The organism is Neorhizobium sp. R1-B (assembly GCF_004368875.1).
In the GTDB taxonomy this organism is placed as follows: Bacteria; Pseudomonadota; Alphaproteobacteria; order Rhizobiales; family Rhizobiaceae; genus Neorhizobium; species Neorhizobium huautlense.
Window position 1 is genome coordinate 83,442 of record NZ_SOEM01000003.1, and the last position, 23,689, is coordinate 107,130.

Consider the following 23,689-nt stretch of genomic DNA (forward strand, 5'->3'; position numbering starts at 1 on the left):
CCAGATATGTGGAGGTTGCTCCATGTCGCCGTAAGTGATGCGCATCACGCATGGCTGACCTGCACAAAAGAGCATTGTTCACTGCACAAAAAACCACCATATCGCACACAGCTGATGCACATGGTGGCTTTTCCTCCCAGTTCCACCGCAGCAGCTGTTCCCCTCTGGAGGTTTTTGACCTTCACACTTATAGGGCCCTGGAGCGATCCGGTGGCCCTCTTTTTTTTGCCCGGCAGCGCAGTGAGCTCGGCAAGACGCCACCGACAAAAACTTCTCTCCAAAACCGAAGATTGCATCTTGTCGAGCCGATATCACCTCCCCATATAGCTGACAGCTGACGCCATCGGCGACCTCCCCGTCGTCCGCGCCAGCTGTTCCCCTCTGGAGGTTTTGACCTTCACAACTGACGGGCCCTGGAGAAATCCGGCGGCCCATTTTTTTTAAAAAATCCCACTCCTTTGAAACGCTCATCCTTTATATCGTCGTCTGACGATCTATATATCGTTAATGACCGATACGAGATCGACAATGGACAAGACGGAAATCCTCAAAGCCCTCGCGCATCCGACCCGGATCGAATTTCTGGAATGGATGAAGGAGCCGGAGCTTAATTTCTGCGACCAGGCGCACCCGCTGAGTATGGGGATCTGCGCCAACCAGTTCGAAAAACGCTGCGGCCTCTCCCAGTCCACGGTCTCGGCGCATCTTTCGACGCTCGAAAGGGCCGGATTGCTCAAGATCAATCGCGTCGGCCAATGGGCGTTCTATCACCGCAATGAGGATACCATTGCAGCCTTCCTCAACGAGCTCCGGTCGACGCTCTGACCCGGCTCACTTCTCCCAACTGCAGACAAAGGAATTTCTGATGGCCAAGCTTTTTGATCCGACCGCCTTCGGCGATATTCAACTTGCCAACCGCATCGTGATGGCGCCCCTGACCCGCAACCGTTCACCCAAGGCGGTTCCGAACGACCTCAATGTTACCTATTACGAACAACGCGCCGCAGCGGGTCTGATCATCACCGAGGGCACCCCGGTAAGTCAGCAGGGTCAGGGTTACGCGGATGTGCCCGGCCTTTACCTGTCGCAGGCGATCGATGGATGGAAGAAGGTCACCGATGCAGTGCATCGCAAGGGCGGCAAGATCATTACCCAGATCTGGCATGTGGGCCGCGTCTCGCACACCTCGCTTCAGCCAAACGGCGGCGCTCCGGTCGCCCCGTCCGCCGTCCCTGCCGGAAGCAAGACCTATATCATCAATCCGGACGGCAGCGGCGCATTCGTCGACACGTCCGATCCCCGGGCGCTCGAACTGTCCGAAATCCCCGGCATCGTTGAAGACTTCCGCAAAGGGGCACGCGCCGCGATCGACGCCGGCTTCGACGGCGTCGAAATCCACGGTGCCAACGGCTACCTGATCGACCAATTCCTGAAGTCCGGCGCCAATCGACGCACCGACGAATACGGCGGGTCGATCGAAAACCGTGCCCGCTTCCTCCTTGAGGTGGTCGACGCGGTTGCCAAGGAAATCGGCGCCGGCCGCGTCGGCATCCGCCTGTCGCCGGTCACCCCCGCCAACGGCATTGTCGAAACGGACCCGCAGCCGCTCTTCAACTATGTGGCCAGGCAGCTGGGCTCCCGCGGCCTTTCCTTCATTCATGTGATCGAAGGTGCGACCGGCGGAGACCGGAATTTCTTCCAGGGTGACAAGCCCTTCGACTATCAGGAGATGAAGGCCGCCTATCGCAACGCCGGCGGTACCGGCGGCTGGCTGGTCAACAATGGCTATGATCGCGAAAGCGCCAAGACGGTTGTCGAGAGCGGTTATGCCGATGCGGTGGCCTTCGGCAAGCTCTTCATCGCCAATCCCGATCTCGTGCAGCGCTTCAAGGACAATGCGCCGCTGAACGAAGCCGACAAGTCCACCTTCTACGGCGGCGGCGCCAAGGGCTACACGGACTACCCGGCACTCGAAGCAGTCGCCTGACATTGGGAGAAAGGGCTGATAAGCATCACAACCCCTGACCGCCGTTAAACACCTCCCCGCCCCGAAATCGGTCGCAGAGTTTCATAGCTCTACGGCCGATTTTCTTTGCTGCGTGCGAATTTAAGAGTGGGAAGACTTGCCTTGAGATCCGGGCTCCTGCGGCTCCCCGATCTCGACCGCATGCCCGTCCGGATCGTAAAAACGGAAGACGCGCTGTCCCCATGCCTGCCGCACTATGGGATGTATCAGCTCCACGTGCGGCGCGACGTTTTCGAAGGCCGCTTCAATATCCTCGTGCTCGAAATACAGCAGCAAATTCCCGCGGCCATAGGGTTCCTTGGTGACGGATGCTTGTCCCCAGATCGTCTGCTCGAGCGAACGCCCCTCGTGGATGGCAAAGCCCGCCTCGAACAGGACAAAGTTTCCGAAATCCTCCAGGATCTCCAGGCCCAGTATCTTCCGGTAGAATTCCCTGGAGCGATCGATGTCGCGGACGAAGGGGATGGGATTGACGAAACGCATCGAATTCCTGCCATGACATTCAAGAGCGTACTGCGCTCGATACCTGGGTCGCGATGCACGAGAACTTGAAATAATCCCCGCGCTGGCGCGTCGCATTCGACGCGCTTGACCGCGGCTTGTTGGAATACGTCCGCGGCTCTGAGATCTAGCGGGCGTCGGCGCCTTCGTCGCCATCCACCACTTCCGCCTCGGGGCGGTCGCCCCCATCGCTATATTCGGTATGCCAGACGCCTTTTTCGTCCTGCCAGCTGATCTCTTCCGGCTCGCCTCCTATCTGCTGCTCGGCCGCGACGATGCGCGCCGCCTGCAGGGCATCGGAATGAGTAGGAAAAGTTTCCGAATAGACGTCACCCAGACGGTAGGCCCAGCCACCATCGTGCTGCACGACTTTGTAGACAACCTTGGTCATACTCCCTCCGTGTTCCTCGTGGCCGCATTGTTCCTTCCGGAACCAGGTCCGGCCGCGGCATCGGGGTGGGAAAGCGAAAAGGGTGCCGCGAAGTTCCAGGCCACGACGAAATTATGTCATCAAAACGCGCCTGCCGCAAACCGTGGATGGAGAACGGCGCCCTTGATGCGGCTCCCGGCGGCATTAAGTTCGCCAAAACCAACAGCAGGAGCCTCCAGTGGCATTGCCCTCTCTCGTGAAGCAGGAAAAATTTCTTGTCATTGCTCTCGCGGCAGTCGGGATAAGCTTTTTGACCGAACACGCCATCCTGGAGGCTGGCGAGACGGCGTCCGTGATTACAGCGGCCGCACTGATCTGCGTCATCATACTCGCCTCCACACGTGTCGCTCATCACGCGGAAATCCTTGCCCGTAAGGTCGGCGACCCCTACGGCACGATGATCCTGACCCTTTCGGCAGTCGCCGTGGAGGTTCTGATCCTCGCCATCATGATGAGGAGCACCACATCTCCCACGCTGGTCAGGGACACGATCTATTCGGCCGTCATGCTCGACATCAACGGCATCTTGGGGCTCGCTGCTTTGCTTGGAGGGCTGCGGCACGGAGAACAGCCCTATAACGACGATTCCAGCCGCACCTACAGCGTCATGATCCTGACGGCCATGGGCATATCCATGATGGTGCCGGAATTCATTCCGGCAGCCAAATGGCATTATTACTCAGCCTTCACCATCGGCGCGATGATCGCCCTCTACACCCTTTTCCTGCGCATGCAGGTCGGCACGCACAGCTATTTCTTCAGTTACAGCTATCCCCGATCCGGCCAGCCATCTGGCAAACCGACGCCCCACGAAGAAGCCGAAAAGGAATCCTCGGCGCTCTCGATCGCCGTCATCCTCGCGGGCGTCCTGATCATCGGTTTCCTCGCCGAGTTCATGTCGGCCTTCCTCAATACCGGTCTAGAAGGCAGTGGCGCGCCGCCGGCGCTGATGGCGGTCACCGTGGCGGTCATCTCGGCCGCCCCCGAAATCCTGACTGCCTTGCGGGCGGCACTGAAAAACCGCATGCAATCGGTCGTCAACATCGCCATGGGCGCTTCGCTGTCCACCGTGATCCTGACCGTGCCGGTCATGGAGGGTATTGCATTGTATACAGGACAGCCCTTCGTTATGGCGATGACGCCGGTTCAGACCGTGATGGTGGTGATCACGCTGGTCGTGGCAGCCATCAACCTGAACGACGGCCAGACCAATGCCATCGAAGGCATGACCCACTTCGTTCTGTTCGCCACGTTCATCATGCTGACCCTTCTGGGCCTGTAGAAAAGCCATTTCCGCCAAATACTTGCCACCCAGTCCGGAATCACATTGAAAACCTCTTCAACCCGTTTCTCCATTTGCCTCGGAGGGTGGGCGGCGAGTATAAAGTCAAGGCATTCGGAAGGATTCTTCGAGCCTTCCTTCTATTCCAGTGGAGGAACCTCATGTCGACACCACCCTACAGAGCCGATCACGTCGGGTCGCTGTTGCGCCCCGCTTCCGTCAAGGAAGCCCGCAAGAAGTTCTACGAGGAAAAAAGCATTCCGGCATCCGAACTCCAGGCGGTCGAGGACGAGGCGATCAAGGACCTGGTCAAGCTGCAGGAGAACGTCGGCCTCAAGGTCGTGACCGACGGCGAAGCGCGCCGCCACTTCTGGCACTACGATTTTCTGGGTGAGCTGGATGGCATGGAATTCGTCACCCGCGAAGCCCACAAGGGCGTCACCTTCCACGGAGTCAAACTTCCCCCAACCTTCCCGACCATCACCGGTCGGCTCGACTTCCCGGACGATCATCCGCATCTCGAACACTTCAAATACCTGGCTTCGGTCACCAATGTGACGCCGAAGATCTCCATTCCCGGCCCGAGTGTCGCGCATTACCGTACGGCGAAGGCCGATATCTATCCGGCCGAATATCAGGACGTCGAGGCGCTGTTTGCCGATCTCGCGAGGACCTACGCCAAGGCGGTGCAGAAATTCTATGAGGCCGGCTGCCGTTACCTGCAGATGGACGACATCTATTTCGCCTATCTCGGCGACGAAAAGCAGCGCGCCATGAAACGCGAGGAAGGTTTTGATCCGGATTGGCTGATCAGGAAATACGCCTGGATGATGCACGAGGCCATCAAGGACCGCCCGAAGGACATGCTAATCGGCATGCATATGTGCCGCGGCAACTTCCGCTCCACCTGGGCTGCCGAAGGCGGCTATGATGCGGCAGCCAATGCGATCTTCAACCACACCGGCGTCGACATGTTCTTCATGGAATACGATACCGAACGCGCCGGCGGGCTCCAACCGTTGAGCCTCCTTCAAAAGGGCAAGCAGCGCGTTTATCCGGGCTTCATCACCACCAAGACCGGTGAACTGGAAAGCCTGGATTCGCTGCGCCGCCACTTCGACGAAGCCGCGAAATATGCCGATATCGACCAGCTCGGCATCGCGCCGCAATGCGGCTTCGCTTCCACGGAAGAAGGCAACTCGATCACCGAAGACGACCAGAAGCGCAAGCTGGAACTGGTGGTTAAGACCGCAGAGGCTATCTGGGGCACGGCCTGATCCAGTCGCCGGCCGCAGGAAATTTGCTTTGCCTGCGGCCGCGCTCTTGAGAATTGCCGATCGCGCCCGATGTCCTTCCGGCAAACGCATTTGCAGGGAGACGACTATGGGTATCTTCGACAAGATCAAGAACGCGATTTTCGGTAGCGGACAGGCTCAGGCCGCCACCCCGAAACCTGCCGTGGCCACCCAGGCCTCGGCGGCACCAACGGCAACCTCCGCCCCCTCAGCGGCAACGCCTTCGGCCAACCCCTCGCCCACAACCACCCCGGCACCAAACGCTGCCCCATCCGCCGGTCCCGTGGACATCACGCCGATCCTGGACGCCGCCGTCAAGAAGAGCGGCCAGAAGCTCGACTGGCGCAAATCCATCGTCGACTTGATGAAGGCGCTCGATCTGGATTCGAGCCTTTCTGCCCGCAAGGAACTGGCTGACGAGCTCGGCTATACCGGTGAAAAAGACGGCTCGGCCGAAATGAACATGTGGCTGCACAAGGCACTGATGAAGAGGCTGAGCGAAAACGGCGGCAAGGTTCCCGCTGAACTGATGGACTGAGTGTTCGACAGGCGACGCGGCAGGTGAAAGCCGCAAGCGTTGAGCGCCCCGGGTGCCTCTTGGGACGCTCTGCAGCGTCGATAAAGTAATCTTGAATGCCGCGTGTAAGGCCATTCGCAACGAACGCCCTAGATTGAAGCGATCACGACGATGCCGCGAGTAGCACGCAGCACCGAGATGAGAAGCTTTCGCGGCTCTCAGGCCGCGCATCCAGGAGTTCTGAAATGAAGCGCCTTGCCCTACTTGTGACCGGGTCCATGCTCTCCGTTGCCTTGATGGCCAGCCCGTTGCTCGCTCAGACACAAGGCCGCCCGGCAGAGACCAAGCGTCCGAATGCGCCCGGTCAGAAGCCGGCCTTTGCCGGACAGACACGCGCGCCTCAGCCGGACAGGGTGCCGGAGATCAAGGCCGAAGCCATCGCTGAAGACTTGCCGCACCTCTGGGCGATGGAATTCTTGCCCGATGGCCGCATGCTGGTGACGGCAAAGGCCGGCGCCATGCATATCGTCTCTGCTGAAGGTGAAGCGGGACCTGAAATCGAGGGCGTTCCCGATGTCCTCGCCCGCGGGCAAGGTGGACTGTTGGATGTCGCTCTTGCCCCCGATTTCGCGACCTCGAGCCTGATCTTCTTTTCCTTCTCCGAGCAGCGAGACCAGGGCAACGGCACTTCCGTCGCCTCCGCCAAGCTCGTCCCGGACGACCGCGGCGGCGGAAAGCTGGAGAACGTCAAGGTCATCTTCCGCCAGATGCCGAGCTATGACGGCAACAATCATTTCGGCTCCCGTTTGACGTTCGGCCCCAGGAACGAACTCTACGTGACCGTCGGCGAACGCTCCGACCCCGAGCCCCGCGTGCAGGCCCAGGATCTGAACAGCGGCCTGGGAAAGATCTTCCGCATCGACGCCAATGGGAAGGCGCTGCCCGACAACCCCTTTGTCGATCGGCAAGGGGCCCAACCGGAGATCTGGAGCCTCGGACACCGCAACCTGCAGGCGGCGACCCTCGACGGTCAGGGTCGTTTGTGGACCGTGGAGCACGGCCCCCGCGGCGGTGATGAACTGAACCGGCCCGAAGCGGGCAAAAACTACGGTTGGCCGGAAGTGACCTACGGGATCGAATATAGCGGCGATCCGGTCGGCAAAGGGATTACGCAGAACGCCGAGACCGAACAGCCCGTCTACTACTGGGATCCGGTCATCGCACCCTCCGGCATGGCCTATTACGATGCCGACGCCATACCGGAATGGAAAGGCTCATTCCTGGTCGGCGGCCTTGTCTCGCAAGGGATCGTCGTTCTCCACATGGACGGCGACAAGGTGGCTTACGAGGAGCGCGTGCCCCTGAAAGCACGTATCCGCGATGTGAAGGTCGGACCCGACGGCGCCGTCTATGCCGTCACCGAACAGCGCGGTGGCGGGAAGTCGACCATTCTGCGACTGACGAAAGGTTGAGGCGCCGAAAGCAAAAAGCCCGCCGTCACCAGCGGGCCTTTTGTTAAATCACCCCGAAACGCTTACTTGCAGTTGGCGCAGAAGCGCTGGATACGCTTGCACGCTTCCTCGAGCAAATCCTCCGAGGTCGCATAGGAGATACGGAAGTTCGGGCCAAGACCGAAGGCGGAGCCGTGAACCACCGCGACGCCTTCCGTTTCCAGAAGCTCGGTCACGAAATCCTCGTCCGTCTCGATGACCTTGCCGGACGGCGCGGTCTTGCCGATCAGGCCGGCGCAGGACGGATAGACATAGAAGGCGCCTTCCGGCGACGGGCAAGAGATGCCCTTGGCCTGATTCAGCATCGACACGACGAGGTCGCGACGGCCTTCGAAGATTTTCTTGTTCGCCGGGATGAAGTCCTGCGGGCCGTTGAGTGCCTCGACGGCCGCCCATTGGGCGATCGTGCAGGCGCCCGACGTCTGCTGGCCCTGGATCATGTCCATCGCCTTGATGAGTTCAACCGGACCGGCCGCATAACCGATACGCCACCCGGTCATCGCATAGGCCTTGGAGACGCCATTCATCGTCAGCGTGCGGTTATAGAGCTTCGGCTCCACTTCTACCGGAGTCACGAACTTGAAATCGCCATAGGTAAGGTGCTCGTACATGTCGTCGGTCAGCACCCAGACATGCTCATGCTTCAAAAGAACGTCGGTCAGCGCCTTGAGTTCGTCATGACTATAAGCGGCACCCGAAGGGTTGGACGGCGAATTGAACAGGAACCACTTCGTCTTGGGAGTGAGCGACTTTTCGAGATCTTCGGCGGTTACCTTGAAATTGTTTGCCTGCTTGGTTTCGATGAAGACCGACGTGCCGCTGCAGATCGCCACCATCTCAGGATACGACACCCAGTATGGCGCGGGAATGACGACCTCGTCACCCGGATTCAAGGTTGCCATGAAAGCATTGAAAAGAATCTGCTTTCCACCCGTGCCGACGATCGTCTGGGCGGGCGTGTAGTCGAGATTGTTCTCGCGCTTGAACTTCCTTGCGATCGCTTCGCGAAGCTGGGGAATGCCGGAGACGGGCGGATATTTTGTTTCGCCGCGATTGATCGCGTCGATGGCAGCTTTCTTGATGTTGTCCGGCGTATCGAAATCCGGCTCGCCCGCACCGAGCCCGATCACGTCGCGGCCTTTCGCTTTGAGGTCGCGGGCTTTCTGGGAAACGGCGATGGTGGCGGAGGGCTTTACGCGGGAAAGAGCGTCGGCAAGAAAGGCCATAATCTTCGTCCTGAAGAGCTGTTGAACAAGGGCGGCATCGCGCGCCGAAACCGCCCCACGCTCTATGTCTAAACTATGACGGGGTTTCAAGCGGAAAGCTTGAATGCGACCGATCAAAGAAGCTGATTAAAACCTTCGAAACCTTCTTTACAACCACGTAACCCTTGCCTGCTACAACCAGAAGGACAAGCAAGGAAAGTCCGATGGCATGACGCAGAGAAGCATCTTTGCCAATCTGGTGCGTAGCGAAGACGGCGCCTTCTCCACCGCCTATGGTCCCTTTGTGCTGCAGTCGGCGCTGCAGCCGATCTTCCGCCTGACATCTGAGAACAAGCTGGAGATCGATGCGCTGGAAGGGCTTGTGCGCGTCTCGCGCGACAACGAGCCTGTATCCCCGGCCGAATTTTTCCGGCTGGTCTCGCCAGCCGACATCGCCGACGTCGACAGCATCTCGCGAACGATCCACATTCTCAACACCGGACGGCTCAATCGTGCCCGCGCCAGGATCTTCGTAAAATTCCATCCCGGTCTCTTCCGCACCTCCTCCGAGATGCGCCAGGAAGTCGAACGCATCAAGCTCGCGGCACACGAGGCGGGCTTTGGAACGGAGCGCATCGTCTGCGAGATTTCGGAAAAATCCGGTGCCTCGGACGATATCGTCGTGGCTTTTACCGAGCAGATGCGGGCGATCGGCTTCCAGGTGGCGGTCGACGACTATGGTGCGGGGGATTCCGATCTTGCCCGCCTCAAGCGCATCCGGCCGCATTATGCCAAGTTCGACGCCTCCTGGGTGCGCGACTTTCTCGACAATTCCGCCGGCTTTGCGCTTCTGCGCGTCATCGTCCGGCAGATGCTGGATGATGCGATCGAGCCCATATTTGAAGGGCTTGAGGAAGTCTGGCAGGTTGATCTTTGCAAGGAGCTCGGTGTTCCGCTGGTGCAGGGATTTGCGCTTGCGCGACCGGAACTGGCGCCGACCACCTTCAATGAGAGCTTTCCCGAAAGCCTCCCGGACACCGTGGGAGAAGCCCGATTTGAACCCTTGACCTCCACCCCATATGCGGCCCCTTCGCACCCCCACAATGTCAGGCATTCGTCGGCAAGACCAGCACGGGCCTTCGGGCGGCGGCAATCGACAAATGATTGATGACCCTGGCGGGCGACGGACCGATGGCTCGGAGCTTGTCCTGTTCTTTCCGAAAGTAGCCCAGCACCGACAGAAGTCTTTCTCTTACCGCCGTTTGCTTCGAAATGGCACGGAAGAGGGTTAAGGAAACATTGCCGGCGATGAATCGCCCCTCCGGCTGCGGCTGAAAGGACGCAACCCCCTCATTCCCAGGGGTTTCAGCGATTTCAAATTTTAGCTCGGCGTCAGGTTTCGAAAAACTTTTTCTTGCCAATTTTCCATAAACACAGCACTCTGTCCAAGTTCGGGCAATTTACGAGCATGGGAAGACCTATAATGACGCGCTCCGAAGGCGCCAAGACTTCGGGCGGGGGCTGGGGGCAGAGATTTTCAAAGCTATTCCTGCCGGTCGCCGCGGTAAACACAGGGACCCTTTCTTAAAGCTGCCTGCCGCCGCCCTTCGGGGCAATACCATGATGCTGTCCGCCGCTGAACACGGACAGAAAGAAAAGGACCTGCTGCATGGCCGAGACTGGCACTGTAAAATTCTTCAATACCGACAAAGGCTTCGGCTTTATCAAGCCTGATAGTGGTGGCGCCGACATCTTTGTCCATATCTCTGCCGTACAGGCTTCCGGCCTGTCCGGTCTCTCAGAAAATCAGAAGGTAAGCTTCGACACGGAACCGGATCGTCGCGGCAAGGGCCCCAAGGCCGTCAACCTGCAGATCGCTGGTTAAGCCTTAAAGGCTTCTATTCGAGTTGAGGCCCGGCAGATATGCCGGGTTTTCTTTTTGTCTATGCATCCCATGGCCTCTGTCAGAGCCCGCGAAGGAAGGGATTGGATCTACGTTCGTCGCCGATCCGGCTTCCCGGCCCGTGACCGCAGATAAAGCCGACGTCATCTCCAAGAGGCAGGACCTTGTCGCGGATCGATGCCAGAAGCGTCTCGTGATCGCCGCCAGGCAAGTCGGTCCGGCCGATCGAGCCGTTGAACAGCACATCGCCGAGATGGGCGAAACCCTGATCGCGATTGTAGTAGATCACGTGGCCCGGTGCGTGACCGGGGCAATGAAAGACTTCGAAAACGTGATCGCCGAATGAAACCCGGTCTCCCTCGTTGAGCCAGCGATCCGGCGTGAGATTCCGTACCGTCATCTTCACTCCGAACTTTTCCGCCTGGGTCTCCAGGTTCTGCAGCAACGGAAGATCTGCCTTGTGCGGCCCGATCACCTCAATGCCCAGCGCCTCGCGCAACTCATCCGCGCCCCCGGCATGGTCGATATGCCCGTGCGTCAGCCATATCTCCTTGAGCGTAATGCCGTTTTCCTTGACGACCTCAAGGATGGCCGGCACATCGCCGCCCGGATCGATGACGACACCTTCCTTGGTCTCGTCGTCGAAGAGGATCGTGCAGTTCTGCTGAAATGGCGTAACCGGGATGATGCCCGCCTGTAACTTGCCCATGATGCCTCGGCTCAATTGATAGGTCAGCCGGGGTATAACGGGAAACGACGGGCATGACAGCGGAAAAATCAATCGATGAGGGCGAGCGTCTTATAGTTCTCGTTGGCCGCGACGGGAGGAGCGAGCGATACCGTCGCGAGCAGAAATGCCGATACGATAATCTTTAGCGTGAATACGGTGACGAGAACCCCCTTCAGCGGATTTTCCGCTGCAACAGCGTCCGTCTTCATAGGAGGAAGGGCAGAAAATGTCTGGGCGATCATGGCGTTTCTCCAGCCTGTTTGGCCACATCAATGGCCGGCGCTCACAAAAGTTCCGCACGTCGTTTGCGCTGTTGCGGACACGACACAGCTTGAAGAATCTGCCCTGACAGAACGGAACCACCGAGGAGCGAAAGGGTTTCCCCGCCAGTCAACATGAGGAGAAAGTCCATGACGACTTGGTTGAAATGCCTGGCCCTGGGCTCCGTTTTTTCGGCGCTGGCTCTGCCTGCTGCGGCCCAGATGGCCACCACGACCGCGTCAGATATCGTCGTCCGTTCCGGCCCCGGTCAGAACTATCCCGAGATCGGCCTTGCCACCCGAGGCAGCCCCGCCATGATGGACGGCTGTGTCGAAGGCAGCAACTGGTGCCGTATCGAAGTCAACGGCATGCGAGGCTGGGTGTTCGCTGAATATCTGACCATACGGCATAAAGGATCGCCGGTGGTAGTTCAGGAATACCGCACCCAGTACGACGTCCCGACCGTGACCTATGAGACCACGGCCAGTGTCGTCCCTGCCGCTCCATCCCCTGCCCCCGGCGATGTCCTGCTTGGTCCGGTCGGCGCTGTGGAAGTGGTTGACCCGCCTGAGACGGTCATCAGCTATATCGAGGAGCATCCGGCGCAATCGATCCAGGTCAGCAACGAGGTTGTCGTCGGCGCAACGCTTCCTGCGGACGTCGTCGTCAGCGAAGTGCCCGACTATGATTACAACTATGTCGTGGTCAACGATCGGCGCGTCCTCGTCGATCCCGGCACCCGGCGCATCGTTCACATCTACGAATGACATTCCTCAAAGGGCGCCTCCCCGGCGCCCTTTCGCCTGTCCCCGACAGCGTGACCGCCTCTTCCAACAAATGCTGTTGATTGTTCAAACCGTTCGCGCTTTATGACGGACGGAAGGCTACAATCGATAATCGGCAAAAAGAGCTTCAGCCTTTGGCAAGGAGCCGTCAGGAAAGGGAACGCGAGTGGCGCGCACATCGACGGGAAGAGCCGTCCAGAAGGCCATGCCGCCGATGCCGGCGGTGGATGAAGCACAGATCGACTTTGAGACGATTGAGTTGCTTTTTTTCGCCTACCGCGACTTCGTGTCCGACCCCGATGCAATCCTCGCCAAGATCGGCATGGGCCGGGCTCATCACCGGGTGGTCTATTTCGTAAGCCGTCAGCCGGGCATGATGGTGGCGGATCTTCTGGATACGCTGCAAATCACCAAACAGAGCCTTGCGCGCGTGCTGAAGCAGCTTATCGAGCTGGGCTATATCCGTCAGATGGCAGGCGCCAAGGATCGCCGCCAGCGCAGGCTTTACCCGACATTGGCTGGCCGGGAGCTGGCGCTCGCCCTTTCGGAGCCGCAATCGCGCCGTATCGCTCTCGCCATGGAGGATTTGACGCCTGAAATGCGGGCTGCGGTAAAGCAGTTCCTGCGTAAAATGCGCGGACGCGATGAAAATCTCGAGCCGATCGACAGTGACCTGGATTGAGCAAATGACGAAAACGCCCCCTTCTGACGACGCCCCCCATCTCCTCGTGGTCGATGACGATACCCGTATCCGCGATCTGCTGAATCGCTACCTCATGGAACAGGGCTTTCGGGTTACTGTCGCAGGCGATGCTGCCGAAGCACGCCGCAAGCTGGAAGGCCTGCATTTCGACCTGATCATCCTCGATGTGATGATGCCCGGGGAATCCGGCCTTTCGCTCACGCAGTCGCTTTATCAGAAGAAGACCATTCCGGTGATCCTGCTGACGGCGCGCGCCGAGGCCCAGTCGCGCATCGAGGGTCTCGAAGCGGGCGCCGACGATTATCTGGCCAAGCCCTTCGACCCGCGCGAACTGGTGCTGCGCATCAACAACATCCTGCGCCGCAGTTCCTCGCCCGATACGCCGAAGATCGAGCAGATCATGTTCGGGCCGTTCACATTCTCGATCCCGCGCAAGGAGTTGCGCAGGGCGGCGGAAACCATCAGGCTGACCGACCGGGAACAGGAAATCATGCTGCTTTTCGCGCTGCGGGCGGGCGACACCATTCCCCGCCACGAGCTGATCGGCGACGATGCGGAGGTCGGCGAACGCACGATTGACGTGCAGATCAACCGTTTGCGGCGTAAGATCGAGGAAGATCCGGCCAACCCCGTTTATCTTCAGACGGTGCGCGGCATCGGATACCGACTGAGTATCGATTAGTCCGACAAAGCGGACACAGCGGAAGGCGGATGGCTTTTTTTGACACCCTCAAACGCGACATGGACCGGTTCGTCATCCCCGGCTGGCGACCGTTCGCGCGATGGCTGCGCCGCCGCCTGCCGACCGGCCTCTATACCCGTTCGCTGCTGATCGTCATCCTGCCCATGCTGCTTTTGCAGACGGTCGTTGCCGCCGTCTTCATGGAGAGGCACTGGCGCATGGTTACCGAGCGCCTTTCCGAGGGCACGGTCCGCGACATCGCCGGCATCATCGAGGTCATCAAGAGCTATCCGCAGGATGGAAATTACGATGCGATCACCCGCATCGCCGACGACGCATTGAACCTCACCGTCGCCGTCGAGGAAAACGGCCAGCTGCCGCCGCCCCGCCCGCGCCCCTTCTTCTCGATCCTCGATGATATTCTGGCCGAACAGATCACCCGCCAGATCCAGATGCCCTTCTGGATCGACACGGTGGGAGACAGCCGGCTCGTCGAGATCCGCATCAAGTTCGACGACCGGGTGTTGAGAGTATTCACCCGCCGCGGCTCGACCTATGCGTCGAACACCCATATCTTTCTTGTCTGGATGGTCGGCACGGCCTTCGTGCTGGCGGTCATTTCCATTCTCTTCCTGCGCGGCCAGATCCGGCCGATCCTGGCGCTCGCACAGGCGGCCGAAAGCTTCGGCAAGGGACAGAAGACCGAGGGATTTTCGCCGCGCGGCGCCGACGAAATTCGCCGCGCCGGCCTCGCCTTCATCCAGATGCGCGAACGCATCGAGCGCCAGATGGAGCAGCGCACTGCGATGCTCGCCGGCATCAGCCACGACCTCAGGACCATATTGACGCGCTTCAAGCTGCAACTCGCGCTGGCCGGCGACAAGCCGGAGCTTGCCGGCATGGGCCAGGATGTCGACGACATGCAGTCGATGCTGGAAGGTTATCTCGCCTTTGCCAAGGGTGAGGCGGAGGAGGATTTCGGCGAACTACGCCTTAGTGAATTGCTTGAAAAATTGCGCTGCGATTTTTCCATTCGCGGCAAGACGATGACCTACGAGATCGACGGTGAAGACGAAATCGCCGTCCGTCCGAACGCCTTTACCCGGCTTCTCAGCAATCTTGTTTCCAACGCGGAGCGGTATGCGAGCACTCTGCATATCGATGCCCGGCACAGCGCAAAATGGCTGACGCTGACGCTCGACGACGACGGCCCCGGCATCCCCGTCGAAGCGCGAGAGGATGTGTTCAAGCCGTTCTACCGGCTTGACGAGGCTCGCAATCTGAACGCGTCCGGGACAGGCCTCGGGCTCGCCATCGCCCGCGACGTCGCCCGTGCCCACGGCGGCAATGTAACGCTCGCCGACAGTCCCAGAGGCGGCCTGCGGGCCGTCGTCCGAATACCGGCCTAAAGCGAGAAAAAATGTCCTTCGACCTTTCCGAAATGCAATGGTTGAACCCACCGACCGAAAGCCGTCTCGACCGTGACCGGCTGGTCGTCCGCTCCGGCAAGGATACCGATTTCTGGCAGGGCACCTATTACGGTTTTCATCGCGACAATGGCCATTTTCTCCACCAGCGCCGGTCCGGCGACTTCACTGCCGAAACGTCCTTCGTTGGCCATTACGAAACGCTTTACGATCAGGCCGGGCTGATGATCCGCCACGACGAAACGCACTGGATGAAATGCGGCATCGAATTCACCGACGGAGCCCGCCATTTCAGCGTCGTCGTCACCAATGGTCACTCGGATTGGTCGGCGTTCCGCCTGACAGAGGATTTCAGCGAGATGTTCGTGAGGGTCACCCGCATGGGCGACGCCCTCTTCATCCAGTATCGCCCCGATACCCGGCCGGATTGGCGCATGGCGCGGCTCGCCTATTTCCCGCCGGAGTTCAGCGAGCTTTCCGTCGGCATGATGTTCTGCTCACCGCAGCGGCAAGGTTTTGAGGTGGAATTCCGATCCTTCAGCCTGACCGAAGTCAAGAGCCGCAATATCCACTGATACCGAGAAAGCCTACATCAGCTTTTTGCCGTTCGGCACCGGCTGCTCCACGGCGGCGAGCACGATCGCGCCGTTTTCGTCCTCAAAGCCGAGGGTGAGCACCTCCGAGCGGAAAGGACCGATCTGCCTCGGCGGGAAATTGACGACCCCCAGCACCTGCCGGCCGACAAGCGTCTCCGGCGTATAATGCACCGTGATCTGCGCCGAGGATTTCTTGATGCCGATTTCGGGGCCAAAGTCAATCTTCAGCTTGAATGCCGGTTTGCGCGCTTCCGGGAACGGTTCAACCTCGACAATCGTGCCGACGCGGATATCGACTCTCTCGAAATCGCCATAGGTGATCTGTTCGGCCATCGGCGTCGCTCAGCTTCCAAGCTCTTCGGCCCGCTTGCGAGCGGCGGCGATCGCCCTGTCGAACAGCGGCTGCATGCCGTCCTCAGCCATCAGCACGGAGAGCGCAGCCGCGGTCGTTCCACCTGGAGAGGTGACGTTCTGACGAAGCTTCGAGGCGTCATCGGGGGACTGGTGAAGGAGCTCACCAGCCCCCGAGACAGTTTCCCGCGCAAGCCGCATGGCGAGGTCCGCCGGCAGGCCGGCTTTCCGGCCCGCTTCCGCCATGCACTCGACGAGATAAAACACATAGGCCGGACCGCTGCCGGAAACGGCGGTGACGGCATCGATGTCGGCTTCGCTCGCCACCCATTCCACCGGGCCGCTGACCTTGAGAAGCGCCTGGACTGCTTCCCGTTGCGCCTCGGTGACCTTGGGATTGGCATAGGCGCCTGTCACCCCCCTGCCGATCATGGCGGGCGTATTCGGCATCGCCCGCACCATGGCGGCGTCGCCGAGATAACCTTGCAGATAGGAAAGCGTCTTGCCGGCAGCGACTGACACGACGACGGTGCCGGCGCCGACCATTGGCTTCAGCGGCGGCAGCACCGCATCCATCAACTGCGGCTTGACCGCGAGAAAGAGAATATCGGCTGCAAGCTCATTTGTAGGCGCCGCAAAATGACGGGCGCCGGCCTCGGCAATCGTAAGCTTCATCGCTTCCGAGGGCGACGGGTCGATGACAGTCACGGAAGATCCCGGCACGCCGTTCTTCAGCCAGCCGGAAAGCATGGCACCGCCCATATTGCCGGCGCCGATGAGGACGATCGAACCCATCTGCGCCAAGGCCATCAGGCTTCACCCACGGTTTCGAACAGAACGGCATCCATGGCCGCCTTCGCTTCCATGCCGGACCAGACGACGAACTGGAAGGCCTGATAGTAAGCCTCGCAGGCTTCGAGCGCGCTGGAAAGCAGAACTTCGACCTGCTGGTTGTTGGGCTCCGCGCCGCCGGCAAGCAGCAGTGACTGGCGGAAGATGATCACATCCTCCTGACGCCACAGATCGAAATGCCCCATCAGCACCTGTCCGTTGACATGGGAGAGCAGGCGGATCACCTCGTTGACCCGCATGTCGGGGATCTTGATGTCGAAGGCGCAGGCCAGGTGCAGCGCTTCGAACTCCTCCATCCAGGAGAAGGAAACATGGTAGTCAGTCCAGCGGCCCTCCACGGTCATGGCGATTTCGTCCTCGCCGGACCGTTCGAACGTCCAATCGTTCGAAGCTGCAACGAACTCGATCATGTCGACCGGATTCGACTGGCGTTCGATTTCCATTTCCATAAGGCTCATGCGGCACCTTCTTGACCGGAATGAATGCGGATTCGTGCGAGATACGCCAAAACACGCGAACAATGACCGGGAACAACATTTTGGACGATCGCCCGACGCCTGCCAGAATAACGCAGTCACCCTGTCTGGAGCTTACCAAGCCGTTTCGAATCATCCTTTAAAATCAGTGTACCTACACGGAGTCCGGCTGCCAGCCCCTTTCCCTCCATTTTGATCAATCAACCGTGGAAACATCTTCGTGTCGGAGATCAGAAGGGAGTCATAACTGACTCTGGACGCTGGCTTTTTTGGCAGTGTCCACAGGGCGCCATTTTTTTGGAGCGAAGCAGCTCTGCCGCCTGTGTCGTCAATCGGCCCCGCGCGGCAATCGCGACGCCAGCCGTCCCGGACCGATCCGGGAAACAGGCCGCATTTGAAGAGGAACACCCATAGCAGCGCCGACGGTTCATCGGGCACGGTTGGAAGGGAATGGGGCAGACGGAGGGTATCAGCAGGTTTTAGGCATCAGGCTTTCCGCCTGCCCCGACCATGCCCTGGATCTTAAGGGGGTTTCCCAGCCCCCTTTCGATCGTCCGGCAGCGGCCGTCACCGGAAACCAAGCTCTTGCGAACCCGAGGAGGCAGCCGGCTCGCGAACCCGGTTCCCATCCGATGACCCGGGGATTATGGCCCAGGTTCCGGAGGACGAGGATCCGAGGAGGAAAAAATGTCGGAGCGGCGTTGATGAAGCTGGAGGAATCTTTTTGACCGCAGTTGAATTATCCCCGACCGGCAGGCCGGGAGCAATTTCCTTACTGCCCTGAAAGCTTCGCTTCCAACGCTTCAATGCGGGCCCTCAGCGCTTCGTTCTCGTCGCGGGCTCTCGCGGCCATCTCGCGGACGGCTTCAAATTCCTCGCGCTTGACCACGTCCATATTGTTGAGAAACCGCTCGGCCTGAGCGTGAAACGCAGTTTCAACCTCCTTGCGCACGCCTTGCGCGGCGCCGGCGGCATCCGTCATCAGCCGGGCAAAATCGTCGAGAATGCGGTTCGTTCCGGTTGCCATGGTTCTGAACTCCCATATCGTCTGGCCGGCTGATCGCTCGGCAATGTCCTTGATCTGAAGTAGGGCCTGAACGGCCGGCTTGCAAGCATCATCCACTGTTAGCATGGGCGCCAGCTGAGATTCGCCTTGACCGCCGATGGCCGCAACGCCATGTTCCGCGGCGATACGGTTAGTAGGGAACCCTGTAGATTGCACGACGGCCTTCATCTTTTCGCCCTTATGCCGTTCCCGAACATCGATCCGGTGGCGTTCTCCGTCGGCCCTTTGGCCGTTCACTGGTATGGGCTTGCCTATGTTGCCGGCATCCTGCTCGGCTGGCTCTATGCCCGCCGGCTTGCCGCAAACGCTTCCCTCTGGAAAAACGACCGGCCGCCGATCACTGCCGCCCATCTCGACGATTTTCTGGTCTGGGTCGCCGCCGGCATCGTGCTTGGCGGGCGGATCGGCTATATTCTGTTTTACGACTTCCCGATGGTTGCGGCCAATCCGCTTCGGGCCGTCGAGATCTGGAACGGCGGAATGTCGTTCCACGGCGGCTTCCTGGGAGCCACACTGGCGATGATCCTTTTCGCGCGCAGGAACGACATCCCGGTCTGGAGCATGTTCGATACGGTCGCCGCCGTCGTTCCGTTCGGCCTGTTCTTCGGCCGTATCGCGAACTTCATCAACGGTGAGCTTTGGGGCCGCCTGAGCAATGCGCCTTGGGCGGTGGTTTTCCCGACCGGCGGACCCTTCGCGCGGCATCCGAGCCAGCTTTACGAGGCCGGCCTCGAGGGCGTAGTCCTGCTGCTCGTCCTCGTCCTGATGATCTTCCGGTTCAAGGCGCTGAAAGCGCCGGGGGTGATCGCCGGAACCTTCGTCGTCGGTTACGCGCTATGCCGCATTTTCGTGGAGTTCTTCCGCGAACCGGACGCGCAGCTCGGCTACCTGCTTGACACCGATTGGCTTACCATGGGTATGGTTCTTTCCCTGCCGATGATCGCCGTGGGTCTCTGGGCCATCCTTCGGGCCCGTGCCGCGGCGTCGGCTTCGGCATCGGCGCAGCCCTGAGCGGAGGCACGGCCACGTGAGCACCCCTCTCGCCGACAAGATCAAGAACCTGATCCGGACCAACGGCCCGATCAGCGTGACGGATTATTTCGCGCTCTGCCTTGCCGATCCCGACTACGGCTATTACCGGACGCGCGAACCGTTCGGCCGCCATGGCGATTTCATCACAGCGCCCGAGATCAGCCAGCTCTTCGGCGAGATGATCGGCATCTTCATGGTGCATGCCTGGCAACGTCACGGCACGCCCGGTGCGGTTCAGCTGGTGGAGATCGGGCCTGGCCGAGGCACGATGATGACCGACATGCTGCGGGTCATAAAGCGCATTGCGCCGCCGCTCTTCGAGGGGCTGCATGTCCATCTGGTCGAGACCAGCGAAAGGCTGCGCGGCGTTCAGCGGGTAACGCTGGAGGCCTATTCCACCAAGATCTCCTGGCATGATGCCTTCGAGGAAGTGCCGGAAGGTTTTACCCTGATTGCGGCGAACGAGCTCTTCGACGCAATTCCGATCCGCCAGTTCGTGAAGACGCCCACGGGCTTCCGGGAGCGCCTCGTGGGGCTCGGGGCGAATGACGAACTGACCTTTGCTGCAGGCGTGGCGACGCTTGATCCGAGCCTGCTGCCCTCGCCACCAGGCTCCATTCCGGACGGCACCGTCTTCGAAGTGGCGCCCGCCAGGCAGGCTGTGATGCAGACGCTGTGCGACCGGCTCAAAACCTTCGGCGGAACAGCGCTGGTTATCGACTACGGCCACACGGTCACTGGCTTCGGCGATACGCTTCAGGCGGTCCGCAACCACGACTTCGACCCGCCGCTGGCTCATCCCGGCGAGGCCGACCTGACGAGCCATGTGGATTTCGAGGACCTCGCCAAGGTCGCGGTTTCGATGGGCGTGCATCTCAACGGCGGCCTCCGCCAGGGCGACTTTCTGTTCGGCCTTGGCCTGGCAGAACGCGCAACCGCGCTCGCCAAAGACAAGGAGCCCCCCGAGCAGCGTCTGATCGCCGCTGCCGTCGACCGGCTGGCCGGCGAAGGTGCCGGCAAGATGGGCGAACTCTTCAAGGTGATTGCCGTGTCCAGCCCCGCTCTCAATTTGATGCCCTTCCGTCCGGTGGATTGACATCCGCCCTTCCCTTACGCCACTCTCGCCCTAAATCGAAGCGGCGATCAATCTTAAACGCTTGCGTAAAACTCCTTGAAAATCAATGGGATAAACAACGCCGATGCAGGACAGACCCTTGCCGACGCCGATTGAAAGCCCTTCACTGAACGAAAGAGGCGGCGCCGCCATCCAACATGGTTTTTTCACCCGCCAGGGCGGCGTTTCGGAAGGATTGTATGCCGGTCTCAACGTCGGCATCGGGTCTGGCGACGATCGCCAGAAGGTCATGGAGAACCGGGCCCGCGTGGCTTCCTGGTTCGGCCTCCCGGTCGAAAAGCTCGCGACCGTTCACCAGGTGCATTCTCCGGACGTGTTTGTCGTCGACGCAACCTATTCGGGCGAGCGCCCCCAAGCCGACGCCATGGTGACCAGCGTTTCCGGCGTGGTGCTGGGTGTCCTTTCCGCCGACTGCGGCCCGATACTCTTTGCAGATGCCGAAAACGGCGTGGTCGGGGCGGCACATGCCGGCTGGAAAGGGGCACTCGGAGGCGTTCTCGAAAACACGGTCGAAGCCATGGTTTCGCTCGGTGCAGCCCGCGAAAAGATTGCCGCCGTATTAGGACCGTCGATCGGCCCGCAAAGTTATGAGGTCGGTCCGGAATTCATCGACCGGTTTTTGGCCGTCGACCCTTCCTATGAGATCTTTTTCACCCCGTCGGCAAAACCGGAACATTTTATGTTCGACCTGCCGGCGCTGACGATGAGGCGGCTGGCCGCGGCCGGCATCCAGGCCGAAAATCTCGGACTGGATACCTATCCGGATGCCGGGAGATTCTTCTCCTATCGCCGCACCACGCACGCCCAGGAGCCGGATTACGGCCGCCAGATTTCAGCAATTGCTATTCGGGAGAATTGACATGGCCCTGCATTTCGAGAGGAGCGAATATGCCGATCGCCTCGCGCGGCTCACGGAGAGGATGAAAACCGAGAAGCTCGATGCTCTCCTGCTCTTCGCACAGGAGAGCATGTACTGGCTGACCGGCTACGACACATTCGGCTACTGCTTTTTTCAGACGCTGATCGTCAAGGCGGACGGAACCATGACGCTGCTCACGCGCTCGGCGGACCTGCGCCAGGCGCGTCACACCTCGACGATCGACAACATCGTCGTCTGGGTGGATCGTGCCAATGCCGATCCCACGCTCGACCTCAAGAACCTGTTGAGCGACATGGATCTCCTCGGCGCCCGGATCGGCGTCGAATATGACACGCATGGCATGACCGGGCGGGTCGCGCGCCTGCTCGACAATCAGCTCTCCACTTTCGGACAGATCAGTGACGCGTCCTACCTCGTGAGCGGCTTGCGTCTGGTGAAGAGCGCTGCCGAAATAGCCTATGCGAAGCGCGCGGCCGAACTGGCCGATGACGCGCTCGATGCAGCGCTGCCCTTGATCAAGGCCGGCGGCGACGAGGCGGAAATCCTGGCGGCCATGCAGGGCGCGGTCTTCCTGGGCGGCGGGGACTATCCGGCCAACGAATTCATCATCGGCTCCGGCGCCGATGCCCTGCTCTGCCGCTACAAGGCCGGACGCCGCCGTCTGGATGCCACCGACCAGTTGACGCTCGAATGGGCCGGCGCTGCAGCCCATTACCATGCGGCAATGATGCGTACGGTCCTGATCGGCGAACCTTCCATGCGCCACCAGGAACTTTTCAAGGCTTGTCACGAGACCATCCAGGCGATCGAAGGTGTGCTGCGGCCCGGTCACGTTTTCGGCGACGTCTTCGATACCCACGCGCGTATCCTGGACGAACGCGGCCTGTCGCGTCATCGTCTGAACGCCTGCGGTTATTCGCTCGGCGCCCGCTTCTCCCCTTCCTGGATGGAGCACCAGATGTTCCACGTGGGCAACCCGCAGGAAATTCTGCCCGGCATGACGCTTTTCATTCATATGATCATCATGGATTCCGACAGCGGCGCAGCAATGACGCTCGGCCATACCTATCTGACGACGGAATCAGATCCGCAGCCGCTTTCGCGCCACGATCTCGACCTTATTTTGCGCTGATTCCAGTCTCTCATCTGCGGATTGACAGTTCCCGAAGGAACCATAAGCTTCGGGCCTAGGGAATCTTTGGCAGGAGGGCGGGCATGCGGCTTTACGGAGGACTGTTTTCCGCCTTGCTTGTCGCGCTCGCCCTCTCATCCTGCAACACGACGGAAGCGTTGACGCCGCAGGCGGAGGTCGCGGGCGCAAATGCGCGGACATCAACGCCGGTGACGCAAGGCGACACCGACCGCATGGCCCGATCTTCGCAGCCGGAGACGTTCAGCGGCGGCGGCGGGCGGGGTGTCTATCAATCCGGGCCTCAGAACACGCTGGAAGCGCAGGCGCGCGCATTGGAATCTGGAAACGCCGTGTCACCCGCGTCCTCAGGCCCTCCTCCGCAATGGCAGGACCAGGGAGCGCAACCGCGGCAGACCCAGCAATCCGCGGCGACCGGACAACCTTCTCCTCAACAGGGCGCATCGCTGCCGTCATCCGGTCCCTCAACCGGGACGATCCGCTTCCTGCCGATTATCGGCGCACCGGTGCAGGCGGTCACGCCGCTGTCGCGTCAGCTGGGTGCGCAGGCCCGCGCGGGCGGGCTGACGATACGGCCGTCCGGCGATACGAGCACGGAACACATCCTGAAAGGCTATTTCTCCGCTTTCGCCGACAGCGGCAAGGTGACGATCATCTATGTGTGGGACATTCTCGATGGTTCCGGTGCGCGCCTGCACCGCATGCAGGGACAGGAGAACATTCCGGCCAAAGGTTCGGACCCGTGGGCCGCAGTCCCCGCCTCCACGATGGAGGCAATCGCCGCAAAAACCATTCAGGACTATCTGAGCTGGCGCCGGTCGCGAAGCGGATAACGGCAGCGCCCAAAAAGACACTGGTCATGGTTTCTTCACAAAAATCCATGATGAGGCGCA

Annotated in this window: 27 protein-coding genes; 18 read left to right on the forward strand and 9 right to left on the reverse strand. The window is 60.3% G+C overall.

The window, feature by feature from the left end; translation table 11 throughout:
* The first annotated feature begins 528 nt into the window (after window positions 1-528).
* On the forward strand, window positions 529-825 hold the full coding sequence (locus tag EDE05_RS05365) for a metalloregulator ArsR/SmtB family transcription factor (protein WP_112800999.1): 297 nt from the start codon (window positions 529-531) through the stop codon (window positions 823-825).
* 40 nt (window positions 826-865) lie between these two features.
* On the forward strand, window positions 866-1,987 hold the full coding sequence (locus EDE05_RS05370) for an alkene reductase (protein ID WP_132409011.1): 1,122 nt from the start codon (window positions 866-868) through the stop codon (window positions 1,985-1,987).
* A gap of 120 nt (window positions 1,988-2,107) precedes the next feature.
* Here EDE05_RS05370 and EDE05_RS05375 read toward each other — a convergent pair whose 3' ends face one another.
* Both EDE05_RS05375 and EDE05_RS05380 read right to left on the reverse strand, forming a co-directional pair.
* On the reverse strand, window positions 2,108-2,509 hold the full coding sequence (locus EDE05_RS05375) for a VOC family protein (RefSeq protein WP_132409013.1): 402 nt from the start codon (window positions 2,507-2,509) through the stop codon (window positions 2,108-2,110).
* Window positions 2,510-2,654: 145 nt separating this feature from the next.
* Entirely contained in the window at window positions 2,655-2,918 is a 264-nt protein-coding gene (locus EDE05_RS05380; RefSeq protein ID WP_105370252.1) for a DUF2188 domain-containing protein, read from the reverse strand.
* 217 nt (window positions 2,919-3,135) lie between these two features.
* Between EDE05_RS05380 and EDE05_RS05385 the strand changes: the two genes are divergently transcribed.
* The 4 genes from EDE05_RS05385 to EDE05_RS05400 all read left to right on the forward strand — a co-directional run bounded on the left by EDE05_RS05385 (window position 3,136) and on the right by EDE05_RS05400 (window position 7,523).
* The gene (locus EDE05_RS05385; protein ID WP_132409015.1) at window positions 3,136-4,239 is read left to right on the forward strand and encodes a calcium:proton antiporter; all 1,104 of its coding nucleotides are present in this window, start codon (window positions 3,136-3,138) and stop codon (window positions 4,237-4,239) included.
* Between the two features lie 161 nt (window positions 4,240-4,400).
* On the forward strand, window positions 4,401-5,516 hold the full coding sequence (locus EDE05_RS05390; protein ID WP_132409017.1) for a 5-methyltetrahydropteroyltriglutamate--homocysteine S-methyltransferase: 1,116 nt from the start codon (window positions 4,401-4,403) through the stop codon (window positions 5,514-5,516).
* Between the two features lie 106 nt (window positions 5,517-5,622).
* Window positions 5,623-6,072 carry a DUF3597 domain-containing protein gene (locus EDE05_RS05395; RefSeq protein ID WP_105370255.1) on the forward strand — a complete coding sequence of 150 codons (450 nt, stop codon included), beginning with the start codon at window positions 5,623-5,625 and terminating at the stop codon, window positions 6,070-6,072.
* Between the two features lie 224 nt (window positions 6,073-6,296).
* On the forward strand, window positions 6,297-7,523 hold the full coding sequence (locus tag EDE05_RS05400) for a PQQ-dependent sugar dehydrogenase (RefSeq protein ID WP_132409019.1): 1,227 nt from the start codon (window positions 6,297-6,299) through the stop codon (window positions 7,521-7,523).
* A 62-nt stretch (window positions 7,524-7,585) separates the two neighbouring features.
* Here the strand turns inward: EDE05_RS05400 and EDE05_RS05405 are convergent, their stop codons facing one another.
* A complete protein-coding gene (locus tag EDE05_RS05405) occupies window positions 7,586-8,788 on the reverse strand; it encodes a pyridoxal phosphate-dependent aminotransferase (protein ID WP_132409021.1) in 1,203 nt (400 codons plus the stop codon).
* 208 nt (window positions 8,789-8,996) lie between these two features.
* On the opposite strand from EDE05_RS05405, the gene EDE05_RS05410 reads away from it, so the two are divergent.
* Entirely contained in the window at window positions 8,997-9,935 is a 939-nt protein-coding gene (locus EDE05_RS05410; protein ID WP_132409023.1) for an EAL domain-containing protein, read from the forward strand.
* Window positions 9,936-10,436: 501 nt separating this feature from the next.
* Window positions 10,437-10,652: a cold-shock protein gene (locus tag EDE05_RS05415; RefSeq protein ID WP_085424902.1), complete on the forward strand. Its 216-nt coding sequence runs from the start codon at window positions 10,437-10,439 to the stop codon at window positions 10,650-10,652.
* A gap of 79 nt (window positions 10,653-10,731) precedes the next feature.
* On the opposite strand, the gene EDE05_RS05420 is transcribed toward EDE05_RS05415, so the two are convergent.
* Window positions 10,732-11,379, reverse strand: coding sequence for an MBL fold metallo-hydrolase (locus tag EDE05_RS05420; protein WP_132409025.1), 648 nt, complete (start codon window positions 11,377-11,379; stop codon window positions 10,732-10,734).
* A 68-nt stretch (window positions 11,380-11,447) separates the two neighbouring features.
* Window positions 11,448-11,642: a hypothetical protein gene (locus EDE05_RS05425; protein ID WP_132409027.1), complete on the reverse strand. Its 195-nt coding sequence runs from the start codon at window positions 11,640-11,642 to the stop codon at window positions 11,448-11,450.
* Window positions 11,643-11,810: 168 nt separating this feature from the next.
* Here EDE05_RS05425 and EDE05_RS05430 point away from each other — a divergent pair, with 168 nt between their 5' ends.
* The 5 genes from EDE05_RS05430 (at window position 11,811) to EDE05_RS05450 (ending at window position 15,833) form a co-directional block, all read left to right on the forward strand.
* A complete protein-coding gene (locus tag EDE05_RS05430) occupies window positions 11,811-12,428 on the forward strand; it encodes a DUF1236 domain-containing protein (protein ID WP_112800975.1) in 618 nt (205 codons plus the stop codon).
* Window positions 12,429-12,651: 223 nt separating this feature from the next.
* A complete protein-coding gene (locus EDE05_RS05435) occupies window positions 12,652-13,128 on the forward strand; it encodes a MarR family transcriptional regulator (RefSeq protein ID WP_105370365.1) in 477 nt (158 codons plus the stop codon).
* A 4-nt stretch (window positions 13,129-13,132) separates the two neighbouring features.
* Window positions 13,133-13,831 carry a response regulator transcription factor gene (locus EDE05_RS05440; protein ID WP_112801295.1) on the forward strand — a complete coding sequence of 233 codons (699 nt, stop codon included), beginning with the start codon at window positions 13,133-13,135 and terminating at the stop codon, window positions 13,829-13,831.
* A 29-nt stretch (window positions 13,832-13,860) separates the two neighbouring features.
* Entirely contained in the window at window positions 13,861-15,240 is a 1,380-nt protein-coding gene (locus EDE05_RS05445; RefSeq protein ID WP_132409029.1) for an ATP-binding protein, read from the forward strand.
* Between the two features lie 11 nt (window positions 15,241-15,251).
* The gene (locus EDE05_RS05450; protein ID WP_132409031.1) at window positions 15,252-15,833 is read left to right on the forward strand and encodes a DUF1349 domain-containing protein; all 582 of its coding nucleotides are present in this window, start codon (window positions 15,252-15,254) and stop codon (window positions 15,831-15,833) included.
* 12 nt (window positions 15,834-15,845) lie between these two features.
* Here the strand turns inward: EDE05_RS05450 and EDE05_RS05455 are convergent, their stop codons facing one another.
* The 4 genes from EDE05_RS05455 to EDE05_RS05470 all read right to left on the reverse strand — a co-directional run bounded on the left by EDE05_RS05455 (window position 15,846) and on the right by EDE05_RS05470 (window position 18,560).
* Entirely contained in the window at window positions 15,846-16,187 is a 342-nt protein-coding gene (locus EDE05_RS05455; protein WP_132409033.1) for a tRNA-binding protein, read from the reverse strand.
* A gap of 9 nt (window positions 16,188-16,196) precedes the next feature.
* On the reverse strand, window positions 16,197-17,015 hold the full coding sequence (gene proC, locus EDE05_RS05460; protein ID WP_132409035.1) for a pyrroline-5-carboxylate reductase: 819 nt from the start codon (window positions 17,013-17,015) through the stop codon (window positions 16,197-16,199).
* Window positions 17,015-17,515: a YbjN domain-containing protein gene (locus EDE05_RS05465; protein ID WP_112800964.1), complete on the reverse strand. Its 501-nt coding sequence runs from the start codon at window positions 17,513-17,515 to the stop codon at window positions 17,015-17,017. The genes proC and EDE05_RS05465 overlap by 1 nt, the downstream gene beginning before the upstream one ends.
* 790 nt (window positions 17,516-18,305) lie before the next feature.
* Window positions 18,306-18,560 carry an accessory factor UbiK family protein gene (locus EDE05_RS05470; protein ID WP_105370367.1) on the reverse strand — a complete coding sequence of 85 codons (255 nt, stop codon included), beginning with the start codon at window positions 18,558-18,560 and terminating at the stop codon, window positions 18,306-18,308.
* Between the two features lie 219 nt (window positions 18,561-18,779).
* On the opposite strand from EDE05_RS05470, the gene lgt reads away from it, so the two are divergent.
* The 5 genes from lgt (at window position 18,780) to EDE05_RS05495 (ending at window position 23,629) form a co-directional block, all read left to right on the forward strand.
* Window positions 18,780-19,610: a prolipoprotein diacylglyceryl transferase gene (gene lgt / locus EDE05_RS05475; protein ID WP_105370368.1), complete on the forward strand. Its 831-nt coding sequence runs from the start codon at window positions 18,780-18,782 to the stop codon at window positions 19,608-19,610.
* Window positions 19,611-19,626: 16 nt separating this feature from the next.
* Window positions 19,627-20,727, forward strand: coding sequence for a class I SAM-dependent methyltransferase (locus EDE05_RS05480; protein WP_105370268.1), 1,101 nt, complete (start codon window positions 19,627-19,629; stop codon window positions 20,725-20,727).
* Window positions 20,728-20,830: 103 nt separating this feature from the next.
* The gene (gene pgeF / locus EDE05_RS05485; protein WP_105370269.1) at window positions 20,831-21,625 is read left to right on the forward strand and encodes a peptidoglycan editing factor PgeF; all 795 of its coding nucleotides are present in this window, start codon (window positions 20,831-20,833) and stop codon (window positions 21,623-21,625) included.
* A gap of 1 nt (window position 21,626) precedes the next feature.
* Entirely contained in the window at window positions 21,627-22,778 is a 1,152-nt protein-coding gene (locus EDE05_RS05490; protein WP_132409037.1) for a Xaa-Pro peptidase family protein, read from the forward strand.
* A gap of 83 nt (window positions 22,779-22,861) precedes the next feature.
* Window positions 22,862-23,629, forward strand: coding sequence for a hypothetical protein (locus tag EDE05_RS05495; RefSeq protein WP_132409039.1), 768 nt, complete (start codon window positions 22,862-22,864; stop codon window positions 23,627-23,629).
* The last annotated feature ends 60 nt before the right edge of the window (window positions 23,630-23,689 follow it).

Bases quoted from the DNA above. Each gene is read 5' to 3' on its own strand.
- EDE05_RS05365 (WP_112800999.1), top strand. From the start codon at position 529: ATGGACAAGACGGAAATCCTCAAAGCCCTCGCGCATCCGACCCGGATC.
- EDE05_RS05370 (WP_132409011.1), top strand. From the start codon at position 866: ATGGCCAAGCTTTTTGATCCGACCGCCTTCGGCGATATTCAACTTGCC.
- EDE05_RS05375 (WP_132409013.1), bottom strand. From the start codon at position 2,509: ATGCGTTTCGTCAATCCCATCCCCTTCGTCCGCGACATCGATCGCTCC.
- EDE05_RS05380 (WP_105370252.1), bottom strand. From the start codon at position 2,918: ATGACCAAGGTTGTCTACAAAGTCGTGCAGCACGATGGTGGCTGGGCC.
- EDE05_RS05390 (WP_132409017.1), top strand. From the start codon at position 4,401: ATGTCGACACCACCCTACAGAGCCGATCACGTCGGGTCGCTGTTGCGC.
- EDE05_RS05395 (WP_105370255.1), top strand. From the start codon at position 5,623: ATGGGTATCTTCGACAAGATCAAGAACGCGATTTTCGGTAGCGGACAG.
- EDE05_RS05400 (WP_132409019.1), top strand. From the start codon at position 6,297: ATGAAGCGCCTTGCCCTACTTGTGACCGGGTCCATGCTCTCCGTTGCC.
- EDE05_RS05405 (WP_132409021.1), bottom strand. From the start codon at position 8,788: ATGGCCTTTCTTGCCGACGCTCTTTCCCGCGTAAAGCCCTCCGCCACC.
- EDE05_RS05410 (WP_132409023.1), top strand. From the start codon at position 8,997: ATGACGCAGAGAAGCATCTTTGCCAATCTGGTGCGTAGCGAAGACGGC.
- EDE05_RS05415 (WP_085424902.1), top strand. From the start codon at position 10,437: ATGGCCGAGACTGGCACTGTAAAATTCTTCAATACCGACAAAGGCTTC.
- EDE05_RS05420 (WP_132409025.1), bottom strand. From the start codon at position 11,379: ATGGGCAAGTTACAGGCGGGCATCATCCCGGTTACGCCATTTCAGCAG.
- EDE05_RS05425 (WP_132409027.1), bottom strand. From the start codon at position 11,642: ATGATCGCCCAGACATTTTCTGCCCTTCCTCCTATGAAGACGGACGCT.
- EDE05_RS05430 (WP_112800975.1), top strand. From the start codon at position 11,811: ATGACGACTTGGTTGAAATGCCTGGCCCTGGGCTCCGTTTTTTCGGCG.
- EDE05_RS05435 (WP_105370365.1), top strand. From the start codon at position 12,652: ATGCCGCCGATGCCGGCGGTGGATGAAGCACAGATCGACTTTGAGACG.
- EDE05_RS05440 (WP_112801295.1), top strand. From the start codon at position 13,133: ATGACGAAAACGCCCCCTTCTGACGACGCCCCCCATCTCCTCGTGGTC.
- EDE05_RS05445 (WP_132409029.1), top strand. From the start codon at position 13,861: ATGGCTTTTTTTGACACCCTCAAACGCGACATGGACCGGTTCGTCATC.
- EDE05_RS05450 (WP_132409031.1), top strand. From the start codon at position 15,252: ATGTCCTTCGACCTTTCCGAAATGCAATGGTTGAACCCACCGACCGAA.
- EDE05_RS05455 (WP_132409033.1), bottom strand. From the start codon at position 16,187: ATGGCCGAACAGATCACCTATGGCGATTTCGAGAGAGTCGATATCCGC.
- proC (WP_132409035.1), bottom strand. From the start codon at position 17,015: ATGGCCTTGGCGCAGATGGGTTCGATCGTCCTCATCGGCGCCGGCAAT.
- EDE05_RS05465 (WP_112800964.1), bottom strand. From the start codon at position 17,515: ATGAGCCTTATGGAAATGGAAATCGAACGCCAGTCGAATCCGGTCGAC.
- EDE05_RS05470 (WP_105370367.1), bottom strand. From the start codon at position 18,560: ATGGCAACCGGAACGAACCGCATTCTCGACGATTTTGCCCGGCTGATG.
- lgt (WP_105370368.1), top strand. From the start codon at position 18,780: ATGCCGTTCCCGAACATCGATCCGGTGGCGTTCTCCGTCGGCCCTTTG.
- pgeF (WP_105370269.1), top strand. From the start codon at position 20,831: ATGCAGGACAGACCCTTGCCGACGCCGATTGAAAGCCCTTCACTGAAC.
- EDE05_RS05490 (WP_132409037.1), top strand. From the start codon at position 21,627: ATGGCCCTGCATTTCGAGAGGAGCGAATATGCCGATCGCCTCGCGCGG.
- EDE05_RS05495 (WP_132409039.1), top strand. From the start codon at position 22,862: ATGCGGCTTTACGGAGGACTGTTTTCCGCCTTGCTTGTCGCGCTCGCC.